Annotated in this window: 18 protein-coding genes; 7 read left to right on the forward strand and 11 right to left on the reverse strand. The window is 58.9% G+C overall.

Annotated features, from left to right (window positions below; all coding sequences use genetic code 11):
* Window positions 1–28 precede the first annotated feature (28 nt).
* Window positions 29–553 (reverse strand): ribosome biogenesis factor YjgA, encoded by a 525-nt coding sequence (gene yjgA / locus HCU66_RS12645; RefSeq protein ID WP_205888800.1) that lies wholly within the window; start codon window positions 551–553, stop codon window positions 29–31.
* A gap of 108 nt (window positions 554–661) precedes the next feature.
* Between yjgA and pmbA the strand changes: the two genes are divergently transcribed.
* Complete coding sequence (gene pmbA / locus HCU66_RS12650) at window positions 662–2,008, forward strand: metalloprotease PmbA (protein WP_019581170.1); 1,347 nt, start codon at window positions 662–664, stop codon at window positions 2,006–2,008.
* 68 nt (window positions 2,009–2,076) lie between these two features.
* Here pmbA and HCU66_RS12655 read toward each other — a convergent pair whose 3' ends face one another.
* From HCU66_RS12655 to HCU66_RS12700, 10 genes are all read right to left on the reverse strand, one after another.
* Window positions 2,077–2,349, reverse strand: coding sequence for an HPr family phosphocarrier protein (locus HCU66_RS12655; protein WP_205888801.1), 273 nt, complete (start codon window positions 2,347–2,349; stop codon window positions 2,077–2,079).
* A gap of 15 nt (window positions 2,350–2,364) precedes the next feature.
* Window positions 2,365–3,222 carry an RNase adapter RapZ gene (gene rapZ / locus HCU66_RS12660; protein WP_205888802.1) on the reverse strand — a complete coding sequence of 286 codons (858 nt, stop codon included), beginning with the start codon at window positions 3,220–3,222 and terminating at the stop codon, window positions 2,365–2,367.
* A gap of 2 nt (window positions 3,223–3,224) precedes the next feature.
* Window positions 3,225–3,689, reverse strand: a complete 465-nt coding sequence (gene ptsN, locus HCU66_RS12665; protein ID WP_205888803.1) for a PTS IIA-like nitrogen regulatory protein PtsN — start codon at window positions 3,687–3,689, stop codon at window positions 3,225–3,227.
* A gap of 12 nt (window positions 3,690–3,701) precedes the next feature.
* A complete protein-coding gene (gene hpf / locus HCU66_RS12670; RefSeq protein WP_039010540.1) occupies window positions 3,702–4,010 on the reverse strand; it encodes a ribosome hibernation-promoting factor, HPF/YfiA family in 309 nt (102 codons plus the stop codon).
* A gap of 73 nt (window positions 4,011–4,083) precedes the next feature.
* A complete protein-coding gene (locus HCU66_RS12675) occupies window positions 4,084–5,577 on the reverse strand; it encodes an RNA polymerase factor sigma-54 (protein ID WP_205888804.1) in 1,494 nt (497 codons plus the stop codon).
* A 184-nt stretch (window positions 5,578–5,761) separates the two neighbouring features.
* Entirely contained in the window at window positions 5,762–6,487 is a 726-nt protein-coding gene (gene lptB / locus HCU66_RS12680) for an LPS export ABC transporter ATP-binding protein (RefSeq protein ID WP_205888805.1), read from the reverse strand.
* Window positions 6,487–7,035, reverse strand: a complete 549-nt coding sequence (lptA, locus tag HCU66_RS12685; protein WP_205888806.1) for a lipopolysaccharide transport periplasmic protein LptA — start codon at window positions 7,033–7,035, stop codon at window positions 6,487–6,489. Before lptA ends, lptB begins: the two co-directional genes overlap by 1 nt.
* Window positions 7,022–7,594, reverse strand: a complete 573-nt coding sequence (gene lptC, locus HCU66_RS12690) for an LPS export ABC transporter periplasmic protein LptC (RefSeq protein ID WP_205888891.1) — start codon at window positions 7,592–7,594, stop codon at window positions 7,022–7,024. The genes lptA and lptC overlap by 14 nt, the downstream gene beginning before the upstream one ends.
* 7 nt (window positions 7,595–7,601) lie before the next feature.
* Entirely contained in the window at window positions 7,602–8,126 is a 525-nt protein-coding gene (locus HCU66_RS12695) for a KdsC family phosphatase (protein ID WP_205888807.1), read from the reverse strand.
* Window positions 8,126–9,100, reverse strand: a complete 975-nt coding sequence (locus HCU66_RS12700) for a KpsF/GutQ family sugar-phosphate isomerase (protein ID WP_205888808.1) — start codon at window positions 9,098–9,100, stop codon at window positions 8,126–8,128. The genes HCU66_RS12695 and HCU66_RS12700 overlap by 1 nt, the downstream gene beginning before the upstream one ends.
* 276 nt (window positions 9,101–9,376) lie before the next feature.
* Here HCU66_RS12700 and HCU66_RS12705 point away from each other — a divergent pair, with 276 nt between their 5' ends.
* The 6 genes from HCU66_RS12705 to HCU66_RS12730 all read left to right on the forward strand — a co-directional run bounded on the left by HCU66_RS12705 (window position 9,377) and on the right by HCU66_RS12730 (window position 12,771).
* Window positions 9,377–10,186: an ATP-binding cassette domain-containing protein gene (locus tag HCU66_RS12705; RefSeq protein ID WP_205888809.1), complete on the forward strand. Its 810-nt coding sequence runs from the start codon at window positions 9,377–9,379 to the stop codon at window positions 10,184–10,186.
* Window positions 10,186–10,983: a lipid asymmetry maintenance ABC transporter permease subunit MlaE gene (gene mlaE, locus HCU66_RS12710; RefSeq protein ID WP_205888810.1), complete on the forward strand. Its 798-nt coding sequence runs from the start codon at window positions 10,186–10,188 to the stop codon at window positions 10,981–10,983. Before HCU66_RS12705 ends, mlaE begins: the two co-directional genes overlap by 1 nt.
* On the forward strand, window positions 10,983–11,450 hold the full coding sequence (gene mlaD / locus HCU66_RS12715; protein WP_205888811.1) for an outer membrane lipid asymmetry maintenance protein MlaD: 468 nt from the start codon (window positions 10,983–10,985) through the stop codon (window positions 11,448–11,450). Before mlaE ends, mlaD begins: the two co-directional genes overlap by 1 nt.
* Before the next feature lie 11 nt (window positions 11,451–11,461).
* Window positions 11,462–12,115, forward strand: coding sequence for an MlaC/ttg2D family ABC transporter substrate-binding protein (locus tag HCU66_RS12720; protein ID WP_205888812.1), 654 nt, complete (start codon window positions 11,462–11,464; stop codon window positions 12,113–12,115).
* Entirely contained in the window at window positions 12,112–12,417 is a 306-nt protein-coding gene (locus HCU66_RS12725; protein WP_205888813.1) for an STAS domain-containing protein, read from the forward strand. The genes HCU66_RS12720 and HCU66_RS12725 overlap by 4 nt, the downstream gene beginning before the upstream one ends.
* 114 nt (window positions 12,418–12,531) lie before the next feature.
* Window positions 12,532–12,771, forward strand: a complete 240-nt coding sequence (locus HCU66_RS12730) for a BolA family protein (protein WP_205888814.1) — start codon at window positions 12,532–12,534, stop codon at window positions 12,769–12,771.
* Window positions 12,772–12,789: the final 18 nt, after the last annotated feature.

Below are 12,789 nucleotides of genomic sequence, written 5' to 3' on the forward strand. Positions count from 1 at the left end.
TTGCCAGGCAACTCACCCGATTCGAGATTTAACGCAGACCGCGTTGAGTCTCGTCCAGCTCACGGATGTACTTGAAGATTTTACGGCTGGAAGCAGGAGGCTTGTTTTGCGCAACCTCGTGCTGGGCCTGACGGATCAGGGAACGCAATTGCTGGCGATCGGCGTCCGGGTAGTCGACAACGAATTTTTCCAGTACGGCGTCGTCACCGGCAATCAGGCGATCACGCCAGCGCTCCAGATTATGGAAGCGCTCGTTGTACTGGCGAGTGGAGGCATCGAGTTGATCGAGCAACACCAGAATGGCGTCAGTGTCCTGATCGCGCATCAGCTTGCCGATGAACTGAAGGTGCCGTTTACGCGCGATGTTCGCGGTGTGCTTGGGCGCCTCGGCCAGAGCCCGGCGCAAGGCGTCGGTCAAGGGCAGTTTTGCCAGCAAGTCAGGCTTGAGTGTTGTAAGGCGCTCGCCGAGGTCAACCAGAGCATGCAGCTCGCGTTTAACCTGGGATTTGCTTTTTTCTCCCGTATCGAGGGAGTCGTCGTAAGAATCAACCATGGTGGCCGTCCGCAAAGAAACGCCGCCATGATAACCAGTCGGGGGCCGCTTGTCCGGCCCGGTCGCTCGATGACCGTTACCGAAAGCAGAATTTGAGTGGAGAACAGCATGAGTGCAGTTGAAAGCGTCGGCCCACAAGCGTTGCCGGCACTGCAAGAACAAGTCGAGCAGATCATCGCTGAAGCCAAGCGCCAGGGCGCCAGTGCCTGTGAAGTGGCGGTGTCGCTGGAGCAGGGTCTGTCGACCACGGTGCGTCAGCGGGAAGTCGAAACCGTCGAGTTCAACCGCGATCAAGGCTTTGGCATCACTTTGTATGTAGGGCAGCGCAAAGGATCGGCCAGCACCTCGGCCAGCGGTTCGGAAGCGATTCGCGAAACCGTCGCTGCTGCACTGGCGATTGCCAAGCACACGTCTGAAGACGAAGCCGCAGGCTTGGCGGATGCCGCGCTGATGGCCAAGGAACTGCAGGATTTCGACCTGTTCCATCAATGGAGTATCACGCCGGAGCGAGCCATCGAGCAGGCCCTGGCTTGTGAAGCGGCGGCGTTTGCCGCCGACAGTCGGATCAAGAACGCCGACGGCACCACCCTCAGCACTCATCAGGGTTGCCGTGTGTACGGCAACAGCCACGGTTTTATCGGCGGTTACGCCTCGACCCGTCACAGCCTCAGCTGCGTGATGATCGCCGAGGCCGATGGCCAGATGCAGCGTGATTACTGGTACGACGTGAACCGGCAGGGCAATTTGTTGGCCAGCCCGGAGAGCATCGGCCAGCGTGCCGCGCAACGGGCGGCGAGCCGCTTGGGCGCACGCCCGGTACCGACCTGCGAAGTGCCGGTGCTGTTTTCTGCGGAACTGGCCGGCGGTTTGTTCGGCAGTTTCCTCTCGGCGATTTCCGGCGGCAGTCTATATCGCAAGTCTTCGTTCCTCGAAGGCACGCTGGGGCAGAAACTGTTCCCGGAATGGCTGACCATCGATGAACGTCCGCACTTGATGCGCGCTTTGGGCAGCTCTGCCTTCGACGGCGATGGCCTGGCGACCTACGCCAAGCCGTTCGTGGAAAACGGCGAGCTGGTGTCCTACGTGCTTGGCACCTATTCCGGCCGCAAGCTGGGCATGCCGAGCACCGCGAATGCCGGCGGCGTGCACAACCTGTTCGTCACCCATGGCGACGAAGATCAGGCGGCCCTGTTGCGCCGCATGGGTCGTGGCCTGCTGGTCACTGAATTGATGGGGCAGGGCCTGAACATGGTCACTGGCGATTACTCCCGTGGCGCAGCGGGTTTCTGGGTCGAGAACGGCGAAATCCAGTTCGCGGTCCAGGAAGTGACCATCGCCGGCAACATGCGCGACATGTTCAAGCAGATCATTGCGGTGGGTAATGACCTGGAATTGCGCAGCAACATTCGCACCGGTTCGGTGTTGATCGAGCGGATGACGGTGGCGGGTAGCTAAGCTGCGATTGCTGCACAAAAAAAAGCGCCACCCGATCGGGTGGCGTTTTTTTTGGATCTTTTTGACGTTTACTCGCCTTCGTCGAAGAAATTGTTGATCAAGTCCACCAATGCCTGCAGCGCCTCGTCAGCCTGCTCACCTTCGGTACTCAGGTGGATTGTGGTGCCCTTGCCCGCGGCCAGCATCATCATGGCCATGATGCTTTTACCGTCGACCATCGATTCCGGAGTGCGGCCGGCCCTGATCTGGCACGGGAACTGCCCGGCCACCCCAACGAATTTGGCGGACGCGCGGGCATGCAGGCCCAATTTGTTGATGATTTCGATTTCCCGAGCAGGCATCGCGATGTGAATCCTTTAGCTGAGGTCGCGGTGGCGAACCTGGACGTTCTTCAGGGATTGTTGCAGGACCTGACCCAGACGTTCGGTCAGGTAGACAGAGCGGTGATGGCCGCCAGTGCAGCCAATGGCAATGGTGACATAGGCGCGGTTGCTGGCGGCAAAGCGGGGTAGCCACTTGAGCAGGTACGAGGAAATATCCTGGAACATCTCCTCGACGTCCGGCTGTGCCGCCAGGTACTCGGCCACCGGTTGATCGAGCCCGGATTGTGCCCGTAGCTCCGGTTTCCAGTAAGGGTTGGGCAGACAGCGCACATCGAACACCAGATCGGCGTCCACCGGCATGCCACGCTTGAACCCGAAAGACTCCACCAGGAACGCAGTACCGGGCTCTGGCTGATTCAGCAGGCGCAGCTTGATGGTATCGCGCAGTTGATACAGGTTCAGATGGGTGGTGTTGACCTTGAGGTCGGCCAGATCGGCGATCGGCCCCAGCAAATTGGTTTCGTCCTCTATCGCCTCCGCCAGCGAGCGATTGGCGCTGCTCAGCGGGTGACGACGGCGGGTTTCCGAAAAACGTTTGAGCAGGGTCTCTTCGTCGGCGTCCAGGTACAGGACATCGCACTGGATATGCCGACTGCGGACTTCTTCCAGCAGTTCGGGAAAGCGTGACAGGTGGCTCGGCAAGTTGCGAGCATCGATGGACACGGCCACCAGCGGTTGTGCCAGTTCAGTGTGAATCAGCGCGCGTTCGGCCAGTTCCGGCAGCAAGCCGGCAGGCAGGTTGTCGATGCAGTAATAGCCGTTGTCCTCGAGAACATCGAGGGCAGTGCTTTTACCGGAGCCGGAGCGGCCGCTGACGATGATCAGGCGCATGATTAGTGACCGTTTTGCTCGTCAAGGACAACTTGATACAGGGCTTGGTTGCTCTGGGCACTGCGCAGCTTTTCACGTACTTCCTTGCGATCAAGCATGCTGGCGATCTGGCGCAGCAACTCCAGGTGCGCATCGGTGGCGGCTTCCGGGACCAGTAGTACAAACAACAGGTCAACCGGCGCTCCGTCGATGGCGTCGAAATCGATGGGGGCATCCAGGTGCATCAAGGCACTGATGGGCGATTCGCAGCCCTTGAGGCGGCAGTGGGGGATGGCGATACCGTTGCCAAAACCGGTAGAGCCGAGTTTTTCACGGGCAATCAGAGCCTCGAAGACATCTTGCATCTCCAGATCCGGCACTTCTTTGTGGATAAGGTTGGCAATCTGTTCGAGGGCGCGTTTTTTACTGCCGCCCGGCACGTTCACGAGGGAACGGCCGGGGGTCAGGATGCTTTCAAGTCGGATCATGGATTGGGGATGTTAACGACCGGTCGCGCCCTGGAGGAGGCTCTGGGTCTTTTCCTTATGCTTTTTGAGTTGGCGATCCAGCTTGTCGGTCAGCAGGTCAATAGCGGCATACATGTCCGTATGCTCGGCATTGGCGACCACTTCTCCGCCGGGAATATGCAGCGTGGCTTCGATTTTCTGCAGCAGCTTCTCGACGTTCATCGTGACCTGCACGTTGGTGATCTTGTCGAAATGCCTCTCTAATCGTTCGAGTTTTTCGCCGATATAGGTGCGCAGAGGTTCGGTCACTTCCAGTTGGTGTCCACTGATGTTGACTTGCATACAGCTTCTCCTTCGTTGCCAGTGCATAAAGCGGTAGATCAGATGATCTACCACTGGAACGCTGTGGCGTGGCTTACATCAACCGCTTGCGTTCGCTCGAAGGCGCGATCCCGAGGGATTCGCGGTACTTGGCGACGGTGCGGCGAGCCACCTGAATGCCTTGTGCCTCCAGTAAACCAGCGATCTTGCTGTCACTCAACGGCTTTTTCTGATTTTCCGCGGCAACCAGTTTTTTGATGATCGCGCGAATCGCCGTGGACGAGCATTCACCGCCTTCGGAGGTGCTGACGTGACTGGAGAAAAAATATTTCAGTTCATAGATGCCCCGTGGGGTATGCATGAATTTTTGCGTGGTCACCCGTGAAATCGTCGATTCGTGCATGCCCACCGCCTCGGCGATGTCATGCAGCACCAACGGCTTCATGGCTTCGTCGCCGTACTCCAGAAAGCCGCGTTGATGCTCGACGATCTGAGTGGCCACTTTCATCAGCGTTTCGTTGCGGCTTTGCAGGCTCTTGATGAACCAGCGAGCCTCCTGCAACTGATTACGCATGAAGGTGTTATCGGCACTGGTATCGGCGCGGCGCACGAAACCGGCGTATTGCGCGTTGACCCGCAGGCGAGGCACCGACTCCTGGTTCAGCTCCACCAGCCAGCGCTCGTTGTCCTTGCGCACGATCACGTCGGGAACGACATATTCAGCTTCGGTGGACTCGATTTGCGAGCCCGGGCGCGGGTTGAGGCTCTGGACCAGTTCGATGACCTGACGCAGTTCATCTTCCTTGAGCTTCATGCGTCGCATCAGCTGGCTGTAGTCGCGGCTGCCGAGCAGGTCGATGTAATCGGTGACCAGGCGCTTGGCCTCCGCCAGCCAAGGGGTCTTGGCGGGCAGTTGGCGCAGTTGCAGCAGCAGGCATTCGCCCAGGTTGCGGGCGCCGATGCCGGCGGGCTCGAATTGCTGAATGCGGTGCAGGACGGCTTCGATTTCGTCCAGCTCAATGTCCAGTTCCGGATCGAAGGCCTCAAGGATTTCCTCGAGGGTTTCGTCCAGGTAGCCCTGATTGTTGATGCAATCGATCAGGGTCACGGCGATCAGGCGATCGGTGTCGGACATCGGTGCCAGGTTCAGCTGCCATAGCAGATGGCTCTGCAGGCTTTCACCGGCCGATGTACGGGTGGTGAAATCCCACTCGTCGTCATCGTTGCTCGGCAGGCTGCTGGCGCTGGTCTGGTAGACGTCTTCCCAAGCGGTGTCGACAGGCAGTTCGTTGGGTATGCGCTCGTTCCAGTCGCCTTCTTCAAGGTTATCCACCGTCGGGGCGGCTTCCTGGTAGGAGGGTTCCTGAATGTCGGCGCTGGGTTGTTGTTCGGCTTTGTCGGCCAAGGGGTCGGCGTTATCGAAGTCGTCGCCTTCTTCCTGGCGTTCGAGCATCGGATTGGACTCCAGGGCCTCCTGGATTTCCTGTTGCAGGTCCAGGGTCGACAATTGGAGCAGGCGGATGGCCTGTTGCAGCTGCGGTGTCATCGTCAGCTGCTGGCCCATTCTCAAGACTAGCGATGGTTTCATGGCAGGGGCTTAACACCTTATTCGCCGGCGCGCATGCGCCATCCACTACAGGGCGCCGAAGCGCCAAACTTAAGCAAATTATATGCCTGAAACTGAAGTGTTTGCCTAGAGCGCTGTAACAATAAAAATATATTGATTTTTTATTGCAATGAGCGCTCGGGCGACTGGCCTGGCACCTCAGCGCTTACAAGCGGAATTCATGGCCCAGATACACTTCCTTGACCAGATCGTTGGCCAGGATGGTGGCAGAGTCACCTTCGGCGATCAGTTGGCCATCGTTGACGATGTAGGCGGTTTCACAGATATCCAGGGTTTCACGGACGTTGTGGTCGGTGATCAGCACGCCAATGCCTTTGGCCTTGAGGTGATGGATGATCTGCTTGATGTCGCCCACCGAAATCGGGTCCACGCCGGCAAAGGGTTCGTCGAGGAGGATGAATTTCGGGTTGGTGGCCAGTGCCCGGGCAATTTCCACGCGGCGGCGCTCACCGCCGGACAGGCTCATGCCAAGGCTGTCACGGATGTGGTGGATGTGAAATTCCTGCAGCAGGCTTTCCAGCTCTTTGCGGCGACCTGTCTTGTCGAGCTCCTTGCGGGTTTCGAGAATGGCCATGATGTTGTCGGATACCGAAAGCTTGCGGAAGATCGACGCTTCTTGCGGCAGGTAGCCGATGCCGGCCTTCGCGCGACCGTGCATCGGCTGGTGGCTGACGTCCAGGTTGTCGATCAGCACGCGGCCCTGATCGGCTTGCACCAGGCCAACGATCATGTAGAAACAGGTGGTTTTGCCGGCGCCATTGGGGCCAAGCAGACCGACGATCTGACCGCTGTCGATGGACAGGCTGACGTCACGCACGACCTGGCGGCTCTTGTAGCTCTTGGCCAGATGCTGAGCTTTAAGAGTTGCCATTACTGGGCCTTTTGCTCATCGGTTTTCTTTTTCGGCTGGATCACCATGTCGATGCGTGGGCGCGACTCGGTCACCTTGTTGCCGGTGGCGCGACCGGCACTCGCCAGCTTCTTGACTGTGTCGTAGACGATTTTCTCGCCTTGGGTGGTGTTGTTATCCTTGTCGACGACTTTTGCTTTGTCGATCAGCACAACGCGGTTTTGCGAGGCGTGGTACTGGATAGTCACACCCCAACCCTGGACAGGTTTGGTGTCACCGGCAGTTTGCAGTTGCTCGAAGTAGGCGAGGTTGCCCACCGAAGTCACCACGTCGATGTCACCGGCCTGAGTGCGGGTGATGGTCACGGTATTGCCGGTGACCTTCATCGAGCCCTGGGTGATGATCACGTCGCCTTTATAGGTGGCAACACCGTTCTTGTCGTCCAGTTGGGCGTCGTCGGCCTGAATGCGGATAGGCTGATCTCTATCGGTCGGCAGGGCCCAGGCGCTCACGCTTCCCAGTGCTGCGCTCAGACCGAGCAAAATAGGGAGGGTTTTAACGAGCCTCATACTGTCCTCTTACGTTCGATAGCAGGTGTATCCTGCTTTCTTTCAAATACGCCTTCATTCCCTTGCCAGTCGATACACCGCCAGCGCCGTCGATTCTAACGGGTTGCTCGGTCTGCGCATATTGCTGCTGCGGGAACACCGTCATGCGGGTGGTGGTAATCAGGGTTTTGCGGTTTTTCTCGTCGGTGCGCGCGATACGTACCGAATCGATCAGTTCCACTTCAGTGCCGCCAGGATTGACCTCGCCACGCTCGCTCTGCACGTGCCACGGGAACTCGGTGCCGCGAAACATGTTCAGGTCGGGCTTGGTCAGCAGCGTCACATCGGTTGCTTTCACATGCTCGACCTTGTCCGACGTCATCTCGTATTGCAGTTTGCCGTCCGGCAGGTACTGCACGCTGTGGGCGTTGGTGGCGTAGTAGTCGATCATGGCTTCATCGACATGCGCAACCGGCTTGTCGAGGAAGCGTTCCGGGCTGATATTCCAATAGCCGACCGCGGCGAACAGCGCTGCGATGCAACCGAATATCAGGGTGTTGCGAATCTTTTTGCTCAGCATGATGGGCTCACAGGTATGCGGCGTTGGCCGCATCAAGGCGGCCCTGGGCGCGCAGGATCAATTCGCAGAATTCGCGAGCGGCACCCTCGCCACCACGGGCCTGGGTGATGCCGTGGGCATGTTCGCGCACGAAACTGGCTGCGTTGGCCACGGCCATGCCCAAGCCGACGCGGCGAATCACCGGCAGGTCTGGCAGGTCGTCGCCGAGGTAGGCCACTTGTTCATAGCTTAGGTTGAGTTGGGCCAGAAGCCCGTCGAGCACCACCAGTTTGTCTTCTCGACCCTGGAACAAATGTGGAATGCCGAGGTTCTTCGCTCGCCGTTCGACCACCGGGGTCTTGCGACCGCTGATGATAGCGGTCTGCACGCCGGCTGCCATCAGCATCTTGATGCCCTGGCCGTCGAGGGTGTTGAAGGTCTTGAATTCGCTGCCGTCTTCGAGGAAGTACAGGCGCCCGTCGGTCAGCACGCCGTCGACGTCGAATACCGCCAGTTTGATCTGTTGGCCGCGTTGCAGCAGGTCTGTGCTCATTACATTACTCCCGCGCGCAGCAAGTCGTGCATGTTCAAGGCGCCGACCGGGCGGTCTTCGCTGTCGACCACCACCAGCGCGTTGATCTTGTGGTCTTCCATGATCTTCAGCGCCTCGGCGGCAAGCATTTCGGCGCGGGCAGTCTTGCCGTGGGCGGTCATGACCTGCTCGATGGTGGCACTGTGGATGTCGATGCTGCGGTCCAGGGTGCGGCGCAGATCGCCGTCGGTGAAGATCCCGGCGAGTTTACCGTCGGCCTCAAGGATCACGGTCATGCCCAGGCCCTTGCGGGTCATTTCCATCAGCGCGTCCTTGAGCAGGGTACCGCGCTGAACCTGCGGCAGCTCTTGCCCGGCGTGCATGACATTTTCCACTTTCAGCAGCAGACGTCGGCCAAGCGCGCCGCCGGGGTGGGAAAAGGCGAAATCTTCAGCGGTAAAGCCGCGGGCTTCCAGCAGCGCCACCGCCAGGGCATCGCCCATCACCAGAGCGGCGGTGGTCGATGAGGTCGGAGCCAGGTTCAGCGGGCAGGCTTCGTGCTCGACGTGAACGTTGAGATTGACCTCGGCCGCCTTGGCCAGCGCTGAATCGGGATTGCCGGTGACGCTGATCAATTTGATGCCCAGGCGCTTGATCAGCGGCAGCAGGGTGACGATTTCATTGGTGGAACCGGAGTTCGACAATGCCAGGATGATGTCGTCACGCGTGATCATGCCCATGTCGCCGTGGCTGGCCTCGGCCGGGTGCACGAAGAAAGCCGTGGTGCCAGTGCTGGCCAGGGTGGCGGCAATCTTGTTGCCGATGTGCCCCGACTTGCCCATGCCGACCACGACCACGCGGCCCTTGCTGGCCAGAATCATCTCGCAAGCGCGTACGAAATCTGCGTCGATATGGGGCAGCAAGCCTTGTACGGCTTCCAGTTCGAGGCGGATGGTGCGTTGTGCAGATTGAATCAGGTCGCTGGATGGGCTCATGTCAGAAATCGTATAGCCTGATGAAAAGGCGGCGATTATAACGGTAATGATCAAAACCCTCACGCTAGTTCGTCGCGGTTTGTCATTCCTTGTTACCGAATCCCTCTAAATAGGTGATTCCAGGCTGTCATCTCGCCTGATGTGCCCGGCTTGGCCCTTGGGCGCTTGGCCTTTGCAGTGATATAGTTCGCCGCCAGTTCGGCCTGCCCGGGAAGGTATGTGCTTTCGCCAGAAAGCCAGGCGTCCGAGTGAGAGGCTGCATCGCAAGGAGTTTAGATGAGTGCCGATAACGCCTACGCGGTCGAGCTGAAGGGACTGACCTTCAAGCGCGGTGCGCGTAGCATTTTCAATAACGTCGATATCCGCATCCCGCGCGGCAAGGTCACCGGCATCATGGGGCCTTCCGGGTGTGGCAAGACCACATTGTTACGGCTGATAGGCGCACAATTGCGTCCTACCAGCGGCGAAGTCTGGGTCAATGGCCAGAACCTGCCAACGTTGTCGCGCAGCGATCTGTTCGATGCGCGCAAGCACATGGGCGTACTGTTTCAGAGCGGCGCATTGTTTACCGATCTCGATGTGTTCGAGAACGTCGCCTTTCCATTGCGTGTTCATACCTCGCTGCCGGAAGAAATGATTCGCGACATTGTCCTGCTCAAATTGCAGGCCGTGGGCTTGCGGGGCGCCATCGACCTGATGCCCGACGAATTGTCCGGCGGCATGAAGCGTCGCGTCGCGCTGGCCCGGGCGATTGCCCTCGATCCGCAAATCCTCATGTATGACGAACCCTTTGTCGGCCAGGACCCGATCGCCATGGGCGTGCTGGTGCGCCTGATCCGCCTGCTCAACGATGCGCTGGGCATCACCAGCATCGTGGTTTCCCACGATCTGGCCGAGACCGCGAGCATCGCCGACCACATCATTGTGGTGGGCGACGGGCAAGTGTTGGGGCAGGGCACACCCAAGGAGTTGATGACCTCCGACGAGCCACGTATCCGTCAATTCATGACAGGCGAACCCGACGGCCCGGTCGCCTACCACTTTCCAGCGACGGATTACCGCGCAGATCTTCTGGGGAAGCGCTGATGCGCAAGATTTCATTAATAGAGAGAGTGCGTCGGTTCGGCTCTGCCGGCATCGATGTGCTGGCGGTGTTCGGGCGTTCGGCGCTGTTCCTGTTTCATGCCTTGGTCGGTCGTGGCGGCATCGGCGGCGGTTTTGGCCTGCTGGTCAAGCAACTGCATTCGGTGGGCGTGATGTCCCTGGTGATCATCGTGGTCTCCGGGGTGTTCATCGGCATGGTGCTGGCGCTGCAAGGCTTCAACATTCTGTCCAGCTACGGCTCGGAGCAGGCCGTCGGGCAGATGGTAGCGCTGACGCTGCTGCGTGAGCTGGGGCCGGTGGTCACGGCCTTGCTGTTCGCTGGGCGCGCGGGTTCGGCGCTGACCGCCGAAATCGGCAACATGAAGTCCACCGAGCAGTTGTCCAGCCTGGAAATGATCGGGGTCGACCCGCTCAAGTACATCATTGCCCCGCGCCTGTGGGCCGGTTTCATTTCCCTGCCGGTGCTGGCAATGATTTTCAGCGTGGTGGGTATCTGGGGCGGTTCGTGGGTGGCCGTCGACTGGCTGGGGGTCTACGAAGGCTCCTACTGGTCGAACATGCAAAACAGCGTGACGTTCGTCGACGATGTGCTTAACGGCATTATCAAAAGCATCGTTTTTGCCTTCGTCGTGACCTGGATCGCCGTATTCCAAGGCTATGACTGCGAGCCCACTTCCGAGGGGATCAGTCGTGCCACTACCAAGACCGTGGTGTATGCCTCTTTGGCTGTACTCGGCCTGGACTTTATTTTGACCGCCTTGATGTTTGGAGATTTCTGATGCAAAACCGCACCCTGGAAATCGGTGTCGGCCTTTTCTTGCTGGCTGGCATCCTGGCTTTGCTGTTGCTTGCGTTGCGGGTCAGTGGTCTGTCCCCAAGCCCGAGCACCGACACCTATAAACTTTATGCATATTTCGACAATATCGCCGGTTTGACTGTCAGAGCTAAAGTGACCATGGCCGGTGTGACCATCGGCAAGGTCACGGCGATCGATCTGGACCGCGACAGCTTCACCGGCCGGGTGACCATGCAACTGGAAAAGCGCGTAGATAACCTGCCGACTGACTCCACTGCATCTATCCTGACCGCTGGCCTGTTGGGTGAGAAATACATCGGCATCAGCGTGGGCGGTGAAGAAACCCCACTCAAGGATGGTGGAACCATCCATGACACGCAGTCGTCGCTGGTGCTTGAGGACCTGATCGGTAAATTCCTGCTCAATACCGTTAGCAAAGACGCCAAATGAGGAGCTTTTGAATGATCTCTATCTTGCGACGTGGCCTGTTGGTATTACTCGCGGCCCTGCCGTTGATGGCTAACGCCGTGGCGGCGCCTTCCGCGCATGATCTGGTACAGGACACCACCACCCGGTTGCTGGCGGATCTTGCCGCCAACAAGGAAAAGTACAAGCAGGACCCGCAGGACTTTTATGCGGCGCTGAACAGCATCGTGGGGCCCGTTGTGGATGCCGAGGGCATTTCCAAGAGCATCATGACGGTCAAGTACTCGCGCAAAGCCACACCTGAACAAATGCGCACATTTCAGGAAAACTTCAAAAAAGGCCTGTTTCAGTTCTATGGCAATGCCTTGCTGGAGTACGACAACCAGGGCATCGTCGTCGAGCCTGCCAAGGATGAGTCGGGAGACCGTACAAGCGTTGGCATGACGGTCAAAGGCAGCAGCGGCGCGATCTATCCTGTGTCTTACACGCTGGAAAAGATCAACGGCGAGTGGAAAATGCGCAATGTGATCATCAACGGCATCAACATCGGCAAGCTGTTCCGCGATCAGTTCGCTGACGCGATGCAGCGCAATGGCAACGACCTGGACAAGACCATCAACGGTTGGGCCGGGGAAGTCGCCAAAGCCAAGGAAGCCACCGAAAAATCCACCGTGAATCAAGCCCAATGAGTGAGTCGGCCATTCGCATGAGCGAAACCGGCGAGCTGCTGCTCAGCGGCGTGCTGGATCACCGGACAGGCCCGGACCTGCGCAAGCAGGGTCAGGCGCTGATCAAGTCCAGCAACGCCGCTGCGCTGGTGGTCGATTGCTCCGCGGTGGAGAAGTCCAGCAGTGTCGGCTTGTCGCTGCTGCTGTGTTTCATGCGCGATGCCCAGGCGGCCGGCAAGGCCCTGAGCATTCGTGCGATGCCCGACGATATGCGCGAAATCGCTCAGGTCAGCGAACTGACCGAGCTGTTGGCGCATCCCTGAACCACATCAATAAAGAAGCCCCCCGTCAGAGTCCTGCTTCGCGGGGTTCGCAGGCGCGGGGCTTTTTTGTATGATGTCCGACCCGCGCGCACAGGGCGCCGATTGAGGTTGAGCATGCAGGCCAACGAAGTGAAGAGCTTTCTTGAAGGAAAGCTGCCCGGAGCTCAGGTAGAAGTTGAGGGCGAAGGCTGCAACTTTCAGCTGAATGTGATTAGCGATGAACTGGCGGCGTTGAGCCCGGTCAAGCGTCAGCAGCAGATCTATGCCCATTTGAACCCATGGATCACCGATGGCAGCATCCATGCGGTCACTATGAAATTTTTCAGCAGCGCGGCCTGGGCCGAGCGCACCTGAGCCCAAGGGCGTCGAGAT

Origin of the sequence: Pseudomonas frederiksbergensis, assembly GCF_017114915.1 — a bacterium.
GTDB lineage: Bacteria > Pseudomonadota > Gammaproteobacteria > Pseudomonadales > Pseudomonadaceae > Aquipseudomonas > Aquipseudomonas frederiksbergensis_I.

Coding starts and splice junctions, on each gene's coding strand:
- HCU66_RS12695 (WP_205888807.1), bottom strand. CDS start 8,126: ATGAGCACAGACCTGCTGCAACGCGGCCAACAGATCAAACTGGCGGTA.
- yjgA (WP_205888800.1), bottom strand. CDS start 553: ATGGTTGATTCTTACGACGACTCCCTCGATACGGGAGAAAAAAGCAAA.
- lptB (WP_205888805.1), bottom strand. CDS start 6,487: ATGGCAACTCTTAAAGCTCAGCATCTGGCCAAGAGCTACAAGAGCCGC.
- mlaE (WP_205888810.1), top strand. CDS start 10,186: ATGCGCAAGATTTCATTAATAGAGAGAGTGCGTCGGTTCGGCTCTGCC.
- HCU66_RS12655 (WP_205888801.1), bottom strand. CDS start 2,349: ATGCCTGCTCGGGAAATCGAAATCATCAACAAATTGGGCCTGCATGCC.
- lptC (WP_205888891.1), bottom strand. CDS start 7,594: ATGCTGAGCAAAAAGATTCGCAACACCCTGATATTCGGTTGCATCGCA.
- HCU66_RS12705 (WP_205888809.1), top strand. CDS start 9,377: ATGAGTGCCGATAACGCCTACGCGGTCGAGCTGAAGGGACTGACCTTC.
- HCU66_RS12725 (WP_205888813.1), top strand. CDS start 12,112: ATGAGTGAGTCGGCCATTCGCATGAGCGAAACCGGCGAGCTGCTGCTC.
- HCU66_RS12675 (WP_205888804.1), bottom strand. CDS start 5,577: ATGAAACCATCGCTAGTCTTGAGAATGGGCCAGCAGCTGACGATGACA.
- pmbA (WP_019581170.1), top strand. CDS start 662: ATGAGTGCAGTTGAAAGCGTCGGCCCACAAGCGTTGCCGGCACTGCAA.
- hpf (WP_039010540.1), bottom strand. CDS start 4,010: ATGCAAGTCAACATCAGTGGACACCAACTGGAAGTGACCGAACCTCTG.
- HCU66_RS12700 (WP_205888808.1), bottom strand. CDS start 9,100: ATGAGCCCATCCAGCGACCTGATTCAATCTGCACAACGCACCATCCGC.
- lptA (WP_205888806.1), bottom strand. CDS start 7,035: ATGAGGCTCGTTAAAACCCTCCCTATTTTGCTCGGTCTGAGCGCAGCA.
- mlaD (WP_205888811.1), top strand. CDS start 10,983: ATGCAAAACCGCACCCTGGAAATCGGTGTCGGCCTTTTCTTGCTGGCT.
- ptsN (WP_205888803.1), bottom strand. CDS start 3,689: ATGATCCGACTTGAAAGCATCCTGACCCCCGGCCGTTCCCTCGTGAAC.
- HCU66_RS12720 (WP_205888812.1), top strand. CDS start 11,462: ATGATCTCTATCTTGCGACGTGGCCTGTTGGTATTACTCGCGGCCCTG.
- HCU66_RS12730 (WP_205888814.1), top strand. CDS start 12,532: ATGCAGGCCAACGAAGTGAAGAGCTTTCTTGAAGGAAAGCTGCCCGGA.
- rapZ (WP_205888802.1), bottom strand. CDS start 3,222: ATGCGCCTGATCATCGTCAGCGGCCGCTCCGGCTCCGGTAAAAGCACT.